Annotated in this window: 12 protein-coding genes; 6 read left to right on the forward strand and 6 right to left on the reverse strand. The window is 62.5% G+C overall.

The annotated features are described in order from the left end of the window. Positions 1-27: 27 nt before the first annotated feature. On the reverse strand, positions 28-591 hold the full coding sequence (locus NKJ01_RS13180) for a helix-turn-helix domain-containing protein (protein WP_031259669.1): 564 nt from the start codon (positions 589-591) through the stop codon (positions 28-30). 204 nt (positions 592-795) lie between these two features. Between NKJ01_RS13180 and NKJ01_RS13185 the strand changes: the two genes are divergently transcribed. Beyond that, a complete protein-coding gene (locus NKJ01_RS13185) occupies positions 796-1,500 on the forward strand; it encodes a nitroreductase (protein ID WP_023757774.1) in 705 nt (234 codons plus the stop codon). 110 nt (positions 1,501-1,610) lie between these two features. On the opposite strand, the gene NKJ01_RS13190 is transcribed toward NKJ01_RS13185, so the two are convergent. The 5 genes from NKJ01_RS13190 to NKJ01_RS13210 all read right to left on the reverse strand — a co-directional run bounded on the left by NKJ01_RS13190 (position 1,611) and on the right by NKJ01_RS13210 (position 7,062). After that, positions 1,611-2,228: a sarcosine oxidase subunit gamma gene (locus tag NKJ01_RS13190; protein ID WP_352728462.1), complete on the reverse strand. Its 618-nt coding sequence runs from the start codon at positions 2,226-2,228 to the stop codon at positions 1,611-1,613. Continuing rightward, positions 2,221-5,214, reverse strand: a complete 2,994-nt coding sequence (locus NKJ01_RS13195; RefSeq protein WP_352728464.1) for a sarcosine oxidase subunit alpha — start codon at positions 5,212-5,214, stop codon at positions 2,221-2,223. Before NKJ01_RS13195 ends, NKJ01_RS13190 begins: the two co-directional genes overlap by 8 nt. After that, positions 5,211-5,507 carry a sarcosine oxidase subunit delta gene (locus NKJ01_RS13200; RefSeq protein ID WP_023757771.1) on the reverse strand — a complete coding sequence of 99 codons (297 nt, stop codon included), beginning with the start codon at positions 5,505-5,507 and terminating at the stop codon, positions 5,211-5,213. Before NKJ01_RS13200 ends, NKJ01_RS13195 begins: the two co-directional genes overlap by 4 nt. 68 nt (positions 5,508-5,575) lie before the next feature. Then, on the reverse strand, positions 5,576-6,835 hold the full coding sequence (locus NKJ01_RS13205; protein ID WP_352728466.1) for a sarcosine oxidase subunit beta: 1,260 nt from the start codon (positions 6,833-6,835) through the stop codon (positions 5,576-5,578). Between the two features lie 14 nt (positions 6,836-6,849). After that, positions 6,850-7,062: a hypothetical protein gene (locus NKJ01_RS13210; RefSeq protein WP_156938482.1), complete on the reverse strand. Its 213-nt coding sequence runs from the start codon at positions 7,060-7,062 to the stop codon at positions 6,850-6,852. On the opposite strand from NKJ01_RS13210, the gene NKJ01_RS13215 reads away from it, so the two are divergent. The 5 genes from NKJ01_RS13215 to NKJ01_RS13235 all read left to right on the forward strand — a co-directional run bounded on the left by NKJ01_RS13215 (position 7,045) and on the right by NKJ01_RS13235 (position 14,711). Continuing rightward, a complete protein-coding gene (locus tag NKJ01_RS13215; RefSeq protein ID WP_352728468.1) occupies positions 7,045-9,534 on the forward strand; it encodes a mechanosensitive ion channel family protein in 2,490 nt (829 codons plus the stop codon). The genes NKJ01_RS13210 and NKJ01_RS13215 overlap by 18 nt on opposite strands. A gap of 175 nt (positions 9,535-9,709) precedes the next feature. After that, on the forward strand, positions 9,710-9,973 hold the full coding sequence (locus NKJ01_RS13220) for a hypothetical protein (protein ID WP_023757768.1): 264 nt from the start codon (positions 9,710-9,712) through the stop codon (positions 9,971-9,973). A gap of 294 nt (positions 9,974-10,267) precedes the next feature. Beyond that, complete coding sequence (locus tag NKJ01_RS13225; protein WP_352728470.1) at positions 10,268-12,829, forward strand: GcvT family protein; 2,562 nt, start codon at positions 10,268-10,270, stop codon at positions 12,827-12,829. Positions 12,830-12,933: 104 nt separating this feature from the next. Beyond that, complete coding sequence (locus NKJ01_RS13230) at positions 12,934-13,755, forward strand: site-2 protease family protein (RefSeq protein ID WP_352728472.1); 822 nt, start codon at positions 12,934-12,936, stop codon at positions 13,753-13,755. Positions 13,756-13,862: 107 nt separating this feature from the next. Continuing rightward, entirely contained in the window at positions 13,863-14,711 is an 849-nt protein-coding gene (locus NKJ01_RS13235; protein WP_352728474.1) for a DUF1194 domain-containing protein, read from the forward strand. The last annotated feature ends 81 nt before the right edge of the window (positions 14,712-14,792 follow it).

The raw sequence follows: 14,792 nt of genomic DNA on the forward strand, positions 1-14,792 counted from the left end.
TGCACACTTTTGGGCGACATGCATTCTTCAATAGACTGGTGGTGAAACCACCCAGATGACAATTGCCGGCTCGGAACCCGGATTGCGCCAACGGTAGGGCTTGCCTTCGAAGCGAAAGGAATCGCCCTCGCCAAGCCGATGCCAGACGCCGGCTATTTCGATGTCGAACAGTCCGGATGCGACGTACCCGGCTTCCTCGGTCGGCCGCTGTGCCTCGGCCTTCAGTTCGGCACCCGGCGCGAAGACCGAACGCACCATTTCGAAGCTACCGCCGAGATCGGGCGACAGAAGCTCCTCCACCAAGCCGGTTTCGCTTGTGCCAAGCGTGCGACGTCTGCCGGCGCGCACAACCACGCCGCGCTCGCTTTCGACAGGCACGTCATGGCTGAAGAACAGGCTGATTGGCACACCAAACAGTTCGGCGAAAGCTCTGAGGTCGCTGAGCGATGGCGTTGACAAGCCACGCTCCACCTGACTGACCCAACCGACCGAACGGCCAAGCTTCAGGCCGATCTCCGCCAGCGTCAGACCACGCAGTTTGCGCAAGGCCCTAATATCGCCGGCCAGCACGCGTTCGTCAGGTCCCTGCAATGTACTTGCTGTAGGCGAAGGCAAAGCGCTCACTTCGTGAAAAATTCCAGATAAATTTCATGAGAAATCAAGCGCATGAAAAAATCAAGTCGATTTTCACGCTTGCTCAAGATTTGCTTGCACGATTTTGATGGTTCATGCAAAGGCTCGGGCACGAACGGCGAGTGGGGACGTCTGGTCGAGACGAGGGTTAAGGGACGGCCCATGCTGGAAAACAACACTCGAATCGCGAGCGAGGCCGAGATCGTCGACGAGGCGATTCTGTCGCGCCGCTCGGTGCGCGCTTTCCTGCCCGACATGGTCGACGACGATACGATCCGCGCCATTCTGGCAGTTGCAGCGCGGGCTCCGTCGGGCACCAATATGCAGCCGTGGAAGGTCTACGTCACCAAGGGCGAGACAAAGCAGCAGATTACCGACGCCATTCTCAATTCTGGCATTCGCGCCGAAAAAGCCGACTGGGACGAGTACCGCTACTATCCCACCCAGTTCTTCGAGCCGTACCTGACCCGGCGCCGCGCCAACGGCTTCGGCCTCTACGGCGCGCTCGGCATCGGCCGCCGCGAGGTCGACAAGATGCGCGCCCAGCACGACCGCAACTTCGTCTTCTTCGACGCGCCGGTCGGCATGATCTTCACCATCGACCGCCGGCTCAACCAAGGCTCATGGATCGACTACGGCATGTTCCTGCAGAACATCATGGTCGCGGCGCGCGGTAGGGGTTTGCACACGTGCCCACAAGCAGCGTTTGCACCCTACCATCGTCAGATAAGGCCGGTGCTCAACATTCCCGACGAGGAGATCGTCGTCTGCGGCATGGCGCTTGGCCATGAGGACCTATCCAAACCGGAAAACACCTTCCGCACCGATCGCGTGCCGCTGGAAGAGTGGGTGACGTTCAGCGAATAAGCCGGCCGGCTAGGAATCCGGGTGGTAGGTAGGCAAGCAGCGCCCAGAGCGTGATGACGCCCTCGATCACGAACTGGAGGCGGAAGTCGTCGGCGAGAGGCCGGCCGCCTCTACTGCACCTCGTAGCCGACTTCCTCGCTTGCGTGACAGAGCGCCTTCCAGAACGACCGGGCGAAGGAGCGGAAGACGTAGATGTCGAACTGGTCGGCGCCGGTGCGCTGGATCTGGGCGAAGACATCGTGATGGGCGGTCGAGCGGCCGACGCCGACCGGGAAGGCAGGCAGCGAAAAGTCGATGGCGAAGAACTTTGCCAGCACCCATTCGGCCTTCGGCCCGGCAATGCGGATCACGGTGCGGCCATGCGAGAGGTCGGTGATCGTACCGATGGCCGGGGTAACCAGCTTGGCAAAGGCAGCGGCCAACTCCTCGGCCTCGTCGGCAACGGTGAACTTTCCAGGCGCGAAGCCGAACACCGACTTCACGCCGTTGCTCGCTCCGCCGCCGGCACCGTCCGGCAGCGCAAGCCCAGTGACGGTGTGGATGGCTGATATCAGCTTCTTCTCTTCGCCAGGCCAGGCGGCGAGCTGCACGATCGAGCCCGGCCGCGTCTCGGTCAGGATGATCTCGACGCCGTGCTCGAAATTGCCGTGCGAGCCGACGTGAAATTCCGGCTCGAGTGGCGACAAGTGCTCTGGCGGCTTGCGCTCGGGTGATTGGCGCTCAACCATGCATGCGACTCCCGTCCGGATCGAAGAAGTGGTTGGAGACGATCTCGACCGGTCCGAACCGGTTGCGCAAGGGATCCGAGACATGGGCGCGCGTGCCTTGCCTGGCCTTGCCGCCCTTGACCAGCGCCAGCGCGATATGCTTGCCGAGCGCCGGCGAATAGCAGCAGGCGGTGATGTGGCCGATGGAACCGTGCGGATTGGCCTCGTCCAGTTCTTCGACGATGTGCGCTCCGCCGTTGAGTGGCCGGTTGTCGAGCGAAATCAGGCCGACCAGTTCCAGGCGGTCAGCGGCGATCAGGCCTTCGCGGTCCATCATCGCCGAGCCGATGAACGGCTTCTTCTTCGACAGCATCCAGTCGAGATGCAAATCGCGCGCAGTGGTGCGGCCGTCGATCTCGGCGCCGGTGACATGGCCCTTTTCGATGCGCATCGTGCCCAGTGCTTCAAGACCGTAGGTGACGAGCCCGAACGGTCTGCCGGCCTCGACCAGCGCCTCCCAGACATGGGTGCCATAGCCTGCGCCGGAATAGACTTCGAACGCCATTTCGCCGGAGAACGACAACCGGCAAATCATCACCGGTACGCCTGTTATCTCGCCACAAACGATGCCCATGAACGGCAAGGTAGCGTTGTCCACCGCTGTGCCAGTGACACATGTAGCGAGGATCTGCCTGGCCTTGGGCCCGCCGATCGCGGCGCCCGCCCATTCGTCGGTCACCGAGGTGACGTGGACTTTCAGATCCGGCCAGATCACGTCGAGGAAATATTCGAGATGCTGCATCACCTTGCCAGCGTTGGCCGTGGTGGTGGTCATCAGGAAATCCTGCTCGCCGAGTCGCCAGGTGGTGCCGTCGTCGAAGGCGAGGCCGTCCTCGCGCAGCATCAGGCCGTAGCGGGCCTTGCCGACGGCGAGCGTCGAAAACATGTTGGTATAGACGCGGTCGAGGAACAGAGCGGCGTCGGGCCCTTGCACCGCAATCTTGCCCAGTGTCGAGACATCGACGATGCCGGCGCTCTCGCGCGTCGCCTTGGCTTCGCGGACATAGGCCTGCTCGACCGTCTCGCCGGCATGGCCATAGATCATCGGACGGTACCAGAGGCCGGCGGAATACATCGTTGCACCATTGGCTAGATGCCAGTCATGCATCGGCGTCAGCCGTTCGGGCTTCAGGTCGCCGAAGCGCTCGGCCGCCAGCGAACCAATGGAAACCGGCGCAAAGGGCGGCCGGAAACGCGTCGTGCCGACCTCTGGGATCGGCTTGCCCAGCGCTTCGGCCATGATGGCAAGGCCGGGCACGTTGGAGCTCTTGCCCTGGTCGGTCGCCATGCCGAGCGTGGTGTAGCGCTTTAGATGCTCGACCGAGACAAAGCCTTCGCGGTGCGCCAGCCGCACGTCCTCGGCGGTGACGTCGTGCTGAAAGTCGACAAAGCTCTTGCCCTTGGCCCTGATCTCGAACACCGGGGCAGGACGGGGGTCACAAGGCAAGGATTCGATAATCGGGTACGCCATCGGCGTGACTGTTGCGCCGATCGCCGAAAAACCAGCGTTGCGGCCGTCCAGTATTGCCTCGAGGGTCATGAAATGGCCGTTGAAGGCGCCGGCGCCGACCCATTTCTGCGTCGGCTTCGGCGGCAGGAAAGCTTGCAACGCCTCGTTCCATTCCGCTTTGGCGCCAGCCTGGCTTGCGAGATGAATGGTCGGCGACCAGCCGCCGGACATCAGCAGGCAATCGGCATGGATGCTGCGCGCGTCGCCGGCGAGCGTTCCGTTGGTCATGTCGAAGCGTTGCAACTTGAGACCGGACAGCGCCTTGCCACCTTCGGTGGCGATGACGGCGTGACCGGCGAAGATCTCGGCTTCGGCTTCCGCGGCCAACTTGCGCATCTCTGGCGAAAGCTCCGGCCTGATATCGGCGATGGCGACGATCGCGGCGCCGGCCTTCTTCAAGGCGACAGCTGCCCGGTAGGCGCTGTCATTGTTGGTGAACAGCGCGATCCGCTCCCCCGGCAGCACGCCGAACTCGTTGGCATAGCGCTCGGCGGCATGCGCCAGCATCACGCCTGGCCGGTCATTGCCGGGGAAGACCAGCGGCCGCTCGAAGGCGCCGGTGGCCAGCACCACGGATTTGGCGCGGATCGCCCAGTAGCGATGGCGCGGCTCGCCTTTGCCTGGCTGCTCCTTGTGATCGTTGACCCGTTCGAGCGCGGCGAGCGTGTTGTTATCGTAGTAGCCCCACACCGTGGTGCGCGGCAAAAGCCGGACATTGTCGCGGCCTTCGAGCTGGGCGACGATGCGGCGAGCCCAATCGGCGGCCGATGCGCCATCGATGGTCTCGTCGGACCAGTTGGCCGAACCGCCGAAACGCGGTTCGAGATCGGCCAGCATGACGCGGACGCCCAGATCGGCGGCGGTCTTGGCTGCCATCAGGCCGGCCGGGCCGGAGCCGACCACCAGCACATCGCAAAATGCGTTCATGCGCTCGTAGCGGGCCGGGTCCTTGGCCGATCCGGCGCTGCCGAGCCCGGCGGCACGACGGATGAAATGCTCGCAAAACATCCAGAAGCGCGTGCCCTTCAGCGGACCGAACACCGGTCCCATGAACGTCTTGTAGTAGAAGCCGGCCGAAAGGATCTTGCCGCCGAGCTGGTTGACGGCGTTGATGTCCCAGGTAAGCGAGGGAAAGCGGTTCTGGCTGATGGCAACCAGCCCGTCATGGATCTCGACCATGGTCGCCGGAATATTAGGCTCGCGAACCTCGCCCCTCAGCACCGTCACCAGGGCGTTGGGCTCCTCGATGCCCGCGGTGAGCAGGCCGCGCGGGCGGTGGTATTTGAACGAGCGACCGAAGAGGGTGACGCCCTTGGCCAGCAGGGCCGATGCCAGCGTGTCGCCGGCATGGCCGCTGTAGGTCGCGCCGTCGAAGGTGAAGCGGATCGTTTTCAGCCGGTCGATGCGGCCGCCGGTGTCGGTGCGGCGCGGGCTCATGCCTTGTCCTCCGCCTTGCGGCGCGCGGCCGAGCCATGATCGCCGCGCACAAAGGCGACGCTGGAAATCTCATGTGTCAGCGTGTTGCGCACGACCCTCAGATGCGCGCGGCAACCACCAGAATGCTGCCAGATCTCGTTGTGTTCGCCGGCTGGGTTCAGTCGGTCGTAGACATAGGCGTTCCATGCCTCGAAATTCTGCGAGGCGGGGTCGGGACGCTGACGGTTGCCGTCACCTTGATAGGTAAACTCGATGACGTCGCGCGGGCCGCAATAGGGGCAGGTGATCAGCATCGAATTTTATCTTCTTGGTTGACCATGAGCTTATCGGAAAACCGTTCTCCACTTTTCCGCATCATGGTTTAATGCAGCCGCGGGTTTGCACCCTGGCCCTTGTCGTCGATCATCAGGCCGCGATGGAAGCGGTCAAGCGTGAAGGGGGCGTTGAGGTCGTGCGGCTGATCCTTGGCGATGGTCCAGGCGAAGCACCAGCCGGTAGCCGGCGTCGCCTTGAAGCCGCCATAGCACCAGCCGCAGTTGAGATACATGCCGGGCAGGGGGCCGGTGGTGATGATCGGCGAGCCATCCATCGACATGTCGCAGACGCCGCCCCAGGAGCGCAGCATGCGCACGCGGGCAAGGCCCGGAAACAGCGCCAGCATCTCGCTCATCACCTCATCGACGATAGGCAAATTGCCGCGCTGGGCGTAACTGTTGTAGCCGTCGATGTCGCCGCCATAGATGAGGCCGCCCTTGTCCGACTGCGACATGTAGAAATGGCCCATGCCAAACGTGACGACGGTGTCGATGAAGGGCTTCAGCGATTCCGTCACAAAGGCCTGCAGCACATGGCTTTCGATCGGCATCGTCTCGATGCCGGCCAGCTGCATGACGCGTCCAGTGCTGCCGGCCACCGCGACAGCCACCTTCTTGGCGCGGATGTCGCCGCGCGACGTCGTGACGCCCGTGATGCTGTCGCCATCGCGAAGGAAGCCGGTGACCTCGCAATTCTCGATGATATCGACGCCACGGCGGTCGGCGCCACGCGCATAGCCCCAGGCCACCGCATCGTGGCGAGCAGTGCCGGCGCGCCGCTGCATCAAGCCGCCGACCACCGGAAAGCGTGCGTCGGCGGAAACGTCGAGCGCCGGGATCAGGCGCTTGATCTGCGCCGGTGTCATCAGCTCGGCGTCGACGCCGAGATGGCGCATGGCGTTGCCGCGCCTTGCATAGTCGTCGAACTGGGCCGGCGTGTGCGCCAGGTTCAGGCAGCCGCGCTGCGAAAACATGACGTTGTAGTTGAGCTCGTGCGAAAGGTTCTCCCACAACTTCATCGAGTGTTCGTAGAAGCGGGTGTTGGCCGGCAGCAGGTAGTTCGAGCGCACGGCTGTCGTGTTGCGGCCGACATTGCCGGAGCCGAGCCAGCCTTTCTCCAGCACGGCGACATTGGTGATGCCGTGCTCCTTGGCGAGATAATAAGCGGTCGCCAGCCCGTGGCCACCGCCGCCGATGATGACGACATCATAGGACGCTTTCGGGTCCGGCTTCCGCCAGGCCGGCTTCCAGTCCTTGTTTCCCTTAAGCGCGTTCGCGAGCAGCGAAAAGGCCGAGTACTCTGCCATCATGGTCATCCGGTTCAGGCGATGCGGCAGACTATAGAGCAGGCCGCATCGGCAAAGCCAATATTGCGCCATTGCCTTTCGACTGGCCGACGCACTGTGTGATCGGACGGGCCAGTGATGGTTGCGACGGCTTGCCCCATGATATGGCCGTCTCTATCAAGGACAGGCAATTTCAAATTGCCTTTGCCGCACGAGTCGCCATCAAAATCATGATTTTCCGATTGCATCGCCTCATTTTGATCCTCGCGCTCGTTTTCTCGGCGCTGCACCCGTTCGACGCTACTGCGCAGGCGCTCGGCCAGGGCGCCGCCGGACTGATCACCGATCAGCAGAAAGTCATTCAGGGCCTGACGGCCAAGACTGACGACCTCGAGAAGAAGATACAGCAGGACGGTGAGGACGATGCCTCGCTGGTGGATATACGTCTGCAACTGGAGGGTCTGTCGCGGGCGGCCCTCACCGGTGCGCTGGCGTTCCGGTCGCGCCTCAACGATATCAACAATCGGATCGAGACACTGGGTCCGCCGCCGGCGGCAGGCCAGCCGCAGGAGCCCGACATAGTGACCGGCGAACGCCAGGCGCTGGCGTCGGAGAAGGCCGAGATCAATGCGGTCGTCGCCAGCGCGCAGAACCTGTCGATCCGCATCAGCGGGCTGATCGACAGGATCGGCAGCATGCGCAGCGAGCTGTTCCGCAATCTTTTGACCAAGCGCTACGTGCTATCCGATGCACTGAGCCCGCAGGTCTTCTCCGACGCCAGGGACGAATTCGACAATTTCTACAAGGCGGTATCGTCCTGGCTGAGCTTCGCCTTCAAGTTCAAGTTCCAGGCCGTCCTTGCCGCGACCTTCGTGGCGCTCGGGCTGGCCCTGGTGCTGCTGGTCGGCGGCAGGCGCCTGTTCGGGCGGGTGTTCGAGGCTGACCCCACCAACGAAGATCCATCCTATCTCAGCCGTCTTTCGGTGGCCTTCTGGTCGACCTTGCTGCCGACGCTGGCGGTCGGTGTATTCCTGGCCTCCACGGTATTCTTTTTCAACTATTACAATGTGCTGCGCGGCGATATCGGCCTCTTCCTGAATGCGCTCGCGGCGGTTATCGGAGTGGTGTTCTGCGTCAACAGGCTGACCAACGCGGCGCTTGAGCCGCGGCTGCCGAACTGGCGGCTTATCCCCGTCGAAACCGGCCCGGCGCGCTGGCTGGCGCGGCTGACGACCGCCATGGCGGTGGTCATCGGCGTCAACTATTTCCTGTCAGTGGTCAACGACAAGATGGGCTCGCCGCTGTCGCTGATCATCGCCCGCAGTTTCGGTGCCACCATCATCGTCGGCGTTATCCTGATCCTGATGGCGATGCTGAGGCCGTTCAAGGCGCATGACGGAAGCTGGCGGCCGTGGCCGGCATGGCTGCGCTATACATCGCTTGCGCTTGGTCTTTTCACCATCGTTGCCGCGCTGCTCGGCTATATCGGACTTGCCTTGTTCGTCTCTCAACAGGTGGTCGTTACCGGCACCGCGCTGGTCACGGCCTATATCGGCTTCCTGTCGGCGCGCGCGATCGGCGAGGAGGGCGCTTTCACCAACACGTCCGTCGGGCGCTGGCTGTCCGCCAATTCGAATTACGAGGATACCGCGCTCGACCAGCTGGGCCTCGTCGTCAGCGTCGCCATCAATGTGATGATCGTGCTGGTATTTCTGCCGCTGATCCTGCTGATGTGGGGCTTTCAGCCCGGCGATATCGAGGCCTGGGCCTACAAACTGGCAACCGGGATCAATATCGGCTCGGTGACGATTTCGGTCACCGGTATTCTTTCGGGCATCGTCGTCTTCATCCTCGGCTATTTCCTGACGCGCTGGTTCCAGGGCTGGCTCGACGGTTCGGTGATGGCGCGCGGCAAGGTCGATACCGGGGTGCGCAATTCGATCCGGCTCGCGGTCGGCTACGCCGGTGTTGCGCTGGCGGCGCTCGTCGGCATATCGGCGGCGGGCATCGACCTCTCCAGTCTGGCGCTGGTCGCCGGCGCTCTTTCCCTCGGTATCGGTTTTGGCCTGCAGAACGTTGTGTCCAATTTCGTTTCCGGCCTGATCCTTCTGGCGGAACGGCCGTTCAAGGTCGGCGACTGGATCGTCGCCGGCGATGTCAGCGGCACCGTCAAGAAGATCAGCGTGCGCGCCACCGAGATCGAAACTTTCCAGCGGCAATCGGTCATCCTGCCCAATTCGAACCTGATCAACAACGCCGTCGGCAATTGGACGCATCGCAACAAGCTCGGCCGTATCGACATCAAGGTCGGCGTCGCCTATGGCAGCGACGTCAAGCAGGTACATGCCGTCCTGCTGGACATCGCCCGCAGCCATCCCATGGTGCTGAAAAACCCCGAACCCTTCGTGCTGTTTTCCAACTTCGGGCCTGCCGCACTCGAATTCGAGATCCGCGTGTTCCTGGCCGATGTGATGAACGGCAACATCGCGCAGAACGACATCCGATTTGCCGTGCTTGAGAAATTCAGCGGCGAGCACATCGAAATTCCATCGACGCCCCGCGCCGTCGTCGATGTCCACAAACCCAAGGCTTGGCCGACCGATGATGACAAGATCGAGGCCGACTTCGCCGAGCAGGAGCAGGCCAAGGTGGCGGCTGCCGCCGAAGCAAGACGGGCCGTCAAGACGGGCCGCAAGGTGCGCAAGCCAGATCCCGACTAAGGTTGTGCCGATTTCAGCCAGCCCGCCAATTGACGCGCTCGGTCCGGCAGAGCCAATTGCGGCATGAATGCGGCATTCAGTTGCGGTTCAGCTTCCATCTCATATAAGCTCCCATGCAAAGGCGAAAGTGCCTTGCGAAATGCAACAGAGGCGGTGGGAACACCGATATTGCACCATGTGGAAGTCTCTCGTCGCTGCCGTCGCCTTGCTCGCCGTGAGCGGCTCGACCCATGCCGCAAGCGCGGTCAACAAGGACGCCGAGACACGCACGCTGATCGTGACCGAGGGTGGCAGCAAAAGCGATCTGGCGCTGGCCGCTGGGGAAACCGTCGAGTTCTGCCCGAATGGCTGTTTCGTCACCTTGCCCAACGGCGACCTCGAAGCCCTGACCGGCTCGGAAACGGTCGAAATCTCGGGTGGCGTCGCCCGCATCAAGTAATCTTGGCGGCATGATTGGAAAGGCCGGGCATTTGCTCGGCCTTTTGCCGTTCCCGGTATCGATTGTTTAGCAATGACGCCGGAAATGGCGCCACGGCAGCCACAACCAAACGCAACCGGCCTGCCAGCGGTGCCTGAGTTAACCCCGCTTCGGAAGGCGACCCGCTCAAGCCCCCAATGTGAAGCATTTCACCCTGTGGTCGCTCGGCTTTTTGCCAATGTCGCAAACAGGCTTCATCAGCGCCACCGCTCCGCCCTATAGTCCGCCCGCTTTATCACTTTGGAGTCGCGGGCAATGGCAGAGTTTCCGAAAAAGGCAAAGGTCGTCATCGTCGGCTTGGGCGGTATTGTCGGCGCATCGATCGCCCATCATCTGATCGAGCGGGGCTGGGACGATATTGTCGGCATCGACAAGTCAGGCATCCCGACCGATATCGGCTCGACGGCGCACGCCTCCGACTTCTGCTACACGACCAGCCACGATTTCCTGTCGTGCTGGACGACGCTCTACTCCATCGATTTCTATGAGAAGATGGGTCACTATGCGCGCATTGGCGGGCTCGAAGTCGCGCGCGTCGGCGACGACAGCCGCATGGAGGAGATCAAGCGCAAGATCGCCTCGGCCAAGGCGTTTGGCACGCGCGCTCGCCTGATCGAACCGGCCGAGATCAAGGAACGCTTCCCGCTCATCGAAGAAGCAATGGTGCAGGGCGGCCTGTGGGATCCGGACGCCGGTCTCGTCATCCCGCGCTCGCAGACCGTCGCCGGCAAGCTGGTCGACCAGGCGGAAGCCTCCGGTAAGCTCAAATCCTTCGCCAACACGCCGGCCCGGTCGCTTGTCGTCAAGGACGGCCGCATATCCGGCGTGGTGACCGACCGCGGCACGATCGAGGCCGACTATGTCGTCGTCTGCGCCGGCATCTGGGGCCGGCTAATTGCCGAAATGGTCGGCGAAGACCTGCCGGTCATGCCCATCGACCATCCGCTGACCTTCTTCGGCCCGTACAACGAGTTCGCCGGCACCGGCAAGGAGATCGGCTGGCCGCTGCTGCGCGACCAGGGCAACTCGGCCTATATGCGCGACACCGGCGATCCCAGGACCGCCGAGGGCGGGCAGATCGAATGGGGTTACTACGAAGAGACCAACCCGCGCCTTTGCCATCCGCGCGACCTGCTGGAGAAGGACCAGGCGCGGCTTTCACCCTCGCAGCGCGATCTCGACATGGAACAGATCCTGGCGCCGCTCGAACGCGCCATGGAGCTGACGCCGATCCTCGGCGAACTCGGCTATAACGAAAGCCATTCCTTCAACGGTCTCTTACAGGTGACCGCGGATGGCGGCCCGTCGATGGGTGAAAGCCAGAAGGTGCGGGGCCTGTGGTATGCCGTCGCCATCTGGGTCAAGGACGGCCCCGGCATGGGCAAGCTGATCGCCGATTGGATGACCGACGGCCGAACCGCGATCGATCACCACGCCGTCGACTATGCGCGCTTCTATCCGCACCAGACGAAGGAGCAGTTCATCTGGGATCGCTGCACCGAGACGGCGATGAAGGTCTACAATCCGGCGGTGCATCCGCGCGAGCCTTTCTCCAAGGCCCGCAACATCAGACGTTCGCCGTTCTGGGAGCGCGAAAAGGAACTCGGCGGCTATTTCATGGAACTGGGCGGCTGGGAGCGTGCCCATGGCTACGCAGCCAACGAGCATCTGCTGGAGAAATACGGCAACCGGGTGCCGGTGCGCGAGAACGAGTGGGACAATCGCCATTTCTGGCGCGTCTCCAATGCCGAACATCTCGCCATGAGCGAGGATTGCGGCATCGTCAACCTGTCGCATTTCGCCATGTACGACATCGAAGGCCCGGACCATGTCGCGTTGCTGGAATGGCTGTGCGCGGCCAAGATCGGCGGCGACAACAATATCGGCAAGGGCATCTACACCCACTTCCTCGACGAGGAAGGCATGGTGCGCGCCGACTTTACCGTCATCCGCATGGCCGACCGCTGTCGTTTGATCGATGGGGCCGACGCCGGCCCGCGCGACTTCCAGTACATGCGCCGCACCGCGCAGGACAAAGGCTTTAACGTCACCATCACCGACGTGACCGAGAAATACGTCACCGTCGGCATCTGGGGGCCGAACGCCCGGGCAACCCTGCAGAAAGTTGTCGAGAATCAGGACGGGCTTTCGCATGAGAATTTCCCGTTCGCGGCGATCAAGCCGGTCAGGATTGGCGGCAAGGATGTCACGGCTTTCCGCATCTCCTATGTCGGCGAGCAGGGTTGGGAACTGCATATGCGCTACGAGGACGGCCTGGCCGTCTGGGATGCGTTGCGCTCGACCGGCGTCATGCCGTTCGGCGTCGAGACCTACGCCAATACGCGCCGCATGGAGAAGAGCCTGCGCCTGCAGAACGCCGACCTTTTGACCGAGTACAATCTGCTCGAAGCGGACCTTGCTCGTCCGAAGGTCAAGGAGAACGATTTTTGCGGCAAGGCCAGGCATGTCGAATACCGCGCCCGCGAGCACCAGCCGGCAATGCTGTGCACGCTTGTGATGACCGAAAACGTCGATTCCAAAGGCGTTGCCCGTTATCCCGTCGGCACGATGCCGGTGATGGATCCGAAGACCGGCGAAACGCTGGTCGATGAGCTCGGCCGGCGGTCCTTCACCACCTCGATGGCTTACGGACCGACCATCGGCAAGAATATCGGTCTCGCCTATCTGCCGTGGGCGTACGCCCAGGAAGGCCGCAAGCTCACCGTCGAGTATTTCGGCGAAACCTATCCGGTCGAAGTGGCCGCCGTCGGCTACAAGCCGCTCTACGACCCTGAGAACCTCAAGCCGCGCAGCTGATCGCCCGTGCAGAACGACATGATTGCAAAGCCCGGCTTCGGCCGGGTTTTGTCTTTTTAACCGGGTGATTCTCGCTTACCGTCACGCCGGGCGGAGAAATGCACTTGCAACGGTTCGGCTGGGACAGGAAGAACGATGTGTTTGTGTTTAGGACGAACTGGAATATTCCCGTTCGTATCAGCTGGACTTTTGCTGTTCCAATCATCCTGCCTTTTCTGCGTGAGTGGTCGACGCGGCCCGCCGACGCCTTGATCCATACAGCCGTTTTTGCGGTGCTTTTCTTCGTGTCGGTGTTTTTGCATGAACTGGCCCATGCATGGGCCGCTCGCCGGCAAGGCATAGGCACCGAGAGGATAGAGCTCTATCTCTTTGGCGGGATAGCTTATTTCAAGCGGGGCGTAGCTTCGTCGCGGGGATGGGCATGGATCGCCTTTGCAGGCCCATTGGCGAACATCGTTTTGGCGGCAGGTTTCGTTGCTTCCTACTGCCTCATGGTGGCGCCGTTCCTGCCCGTTGAATCAGATAGTTTCTTCAATTCGCCGCCTCCAAGGCAGACCAGTCTTGTGGAGTGGGCGCTTTGGCTTGGCGCTTTGCTGAATGGGGTGCTCTTTGTCGTCAACATCCTCCCGGCCTATCCCCTAGATGGCGGCACGATCGCACGGCATCTGCTTACAAGCCGCTTCGGACCCGGTAGGGCCGTGCGAATCGTTGGCTTCTGTGGCGTTGTCCTCTCGATCTTGCGTTTTGCCGTGATCCTCTCTGCTGCCGTCGCAGGCGTTCTGCTATGGCTTCCACCGTCGTTCAGGCCGAACTGGCGAGCGTTTCGCGGCACGGGCCGGAAAACCCCCAGTCCGCCGGGCTCAGCGGTCGAGGTTACCGATGAAGTGGAATGGCGTGGCAGAGGCGGATGGCCGATCAACAAGTGATCCCGGTCGAGCGCAGCCATCCTCTGGTCCTTTGAAGGGTAGATCCCCGAAGCCGCGCTCCCTGCTTTTTTCTTTGCCGCACAGCGATTCTCGCTTACCCTTGCGGCATGTCTGCTTACTCTTGTGCAAGACATTTCTTCTCGGGCGGTGCCGCGCTGGCGCTGACGCTCTGGCTGACGCCGGCGTCCCTCGCGGATGAGCCGGTCGATGTCGAGCTGGTGCTGGCCGTCGATGTGTCGCTGTCGATGTCGCCGGACGAACTCGAGATCCAGCGTCACGGCTATGCAGCGGCGCTGACGCACGACAATGTGCTGCAGGCCATTGCCGATGGCGCCCACGGCAAAATCGCCGTCACCTATGTCGAGTGGGCCGGCACCAGCTGGCAGCGCGTCATCGTGCCGTGGACGGTGATTGCCAGCCGCACTGACGCGGAGCGAGTGGTTGCGCAATTGTCCGCCCAGCCTCCCAACAGTGCGCGGCGAACCTCGATCTCCGGCGCGCTCGAATTCGGCAACGACCTGTTCGCCGAAAGCGGCTACCAGGGAACGAAGCGGGTCATCGATATTTCGGGCGATGGTCCCAACAACCAGGGCGCGCCTGTCAACCTCACTCGCGACGAGCTGATCAAGCAAGGCATCGTCATCAACGGCCTGCCGCTGATGACCCGAGGCGGCTTCACTGGCGCCTACGACGTCAACAATCTCGATCGCTACTACAGCGACTGCGTCATCGGCGGCCCCGGAGCCTTCATGATCCCGGTCAACGGCTGGACGCAGTTTCCCGAAGCCATCCGCCGCAAACTGGTGCTGGAACTCGCCGGCCCGGCCTCGCCGCAATGGGCGGTGGAAGAAGCCGCGCATCCGCCGGTGGTGTTGGCGCAGGACAGTCCCGCCACAGACTGCCTGGTCGGCGAGAAAATGTGGCGCAACCGCAGCTGGATGTTCGACAGCCGCTAGGCGGCAAGGCAACGAACTCGGGTTAACGGGTTCCTTCGCCGGCGCGTTGGCTGACGGAGCATCAAACGAAAAACCCGCCTG

Source organism: Mesorhizobium sp. M0276, assembly GCF_040321755.1.
Classification (GTDB): domain Bacteria; phylum Pseudomonadota; class Alphaproteobacteria; order Rhizobiales; family Rhizobiaceae; genus Mesorhizobium.

Excerpts from the sequence above, each read along its gene's own strand:
- NKJ01_RS13185 (WP_023757774.1), top strand. The coding sequence starts at position 796 with ATGCTGGAAAACAACACTCGAATCGCGAGCGAGGCCGAGATCGTCGAC.
- NKJ01_RS13190 (WP_352728462.1), bottom strand. The coding sequence starts at position 2,228 with ATGGTTGAGCGCCAATCACCCGAGCGCAAGCCGCCAGAGCACTTGTCG.
- NKJ01_RS13195 (WP_352728464.1), bottom strand. The coding sequence starts at position 5,214 with ATGAGCCCGCGCCGCACCGACACCGGCGGCCGCATCGACCGGCTGAAA.
- NKJ01_RS13200 (WP_023757771.1), bottom strand. The coding sequence starts at position 5,507 with ATGCTGATCACCTGCCCCTATTGCGGCCCGCGCGACGTCATCGAGTTT.
- NKJ01_RS13205 (WP_352728466.1), bottom strand. The coding sequence starts at position 6,835 with ATGGCAGAGTACTCGGCCTTTTCGCTGCTCGCGAACGCGCTTAAGGGA.
- NKJ01_RS13215 (WP_352728468.1), top strand. The coding sequence starts at position 7,045 with ATGATTTTCCGATTGCATCGCCTCATTTTGATCCTCGCGCTCGTTTTC.
- NKJ01_RS13210 (WP_156938482.1), bottom strand. The coding sequence starts at position 7,062 with ATGCAATCGGAAAATCATGATTTTGATGGCGACTCGTGCGGCAAAGGC.
- NKJ01_RS13220 (WP_023757768.1), top strand. The coding sequence starts at position 9,710 with ATGTGGAAGTCTCTCGTCGCTGCCGTCGCCTTGCTCGCCGTGAGCGGC.
- NKJ01_RS13225 (WP_352728470.1), top strand. The coding sequence starts at position 10,268 with ATGGCAGAGTTTCCGAAAAAGGCAAAGGTCGTCATCGTCGGCTTGGGC.
- NKJ01_RS13235 (WP_352728474.1), top strand. The coding sequence starts at position 13,863 with ATGTCTGCTTACTCTTGTGCAAGACATTTCTTCTCGGGCGGTGCCGCG.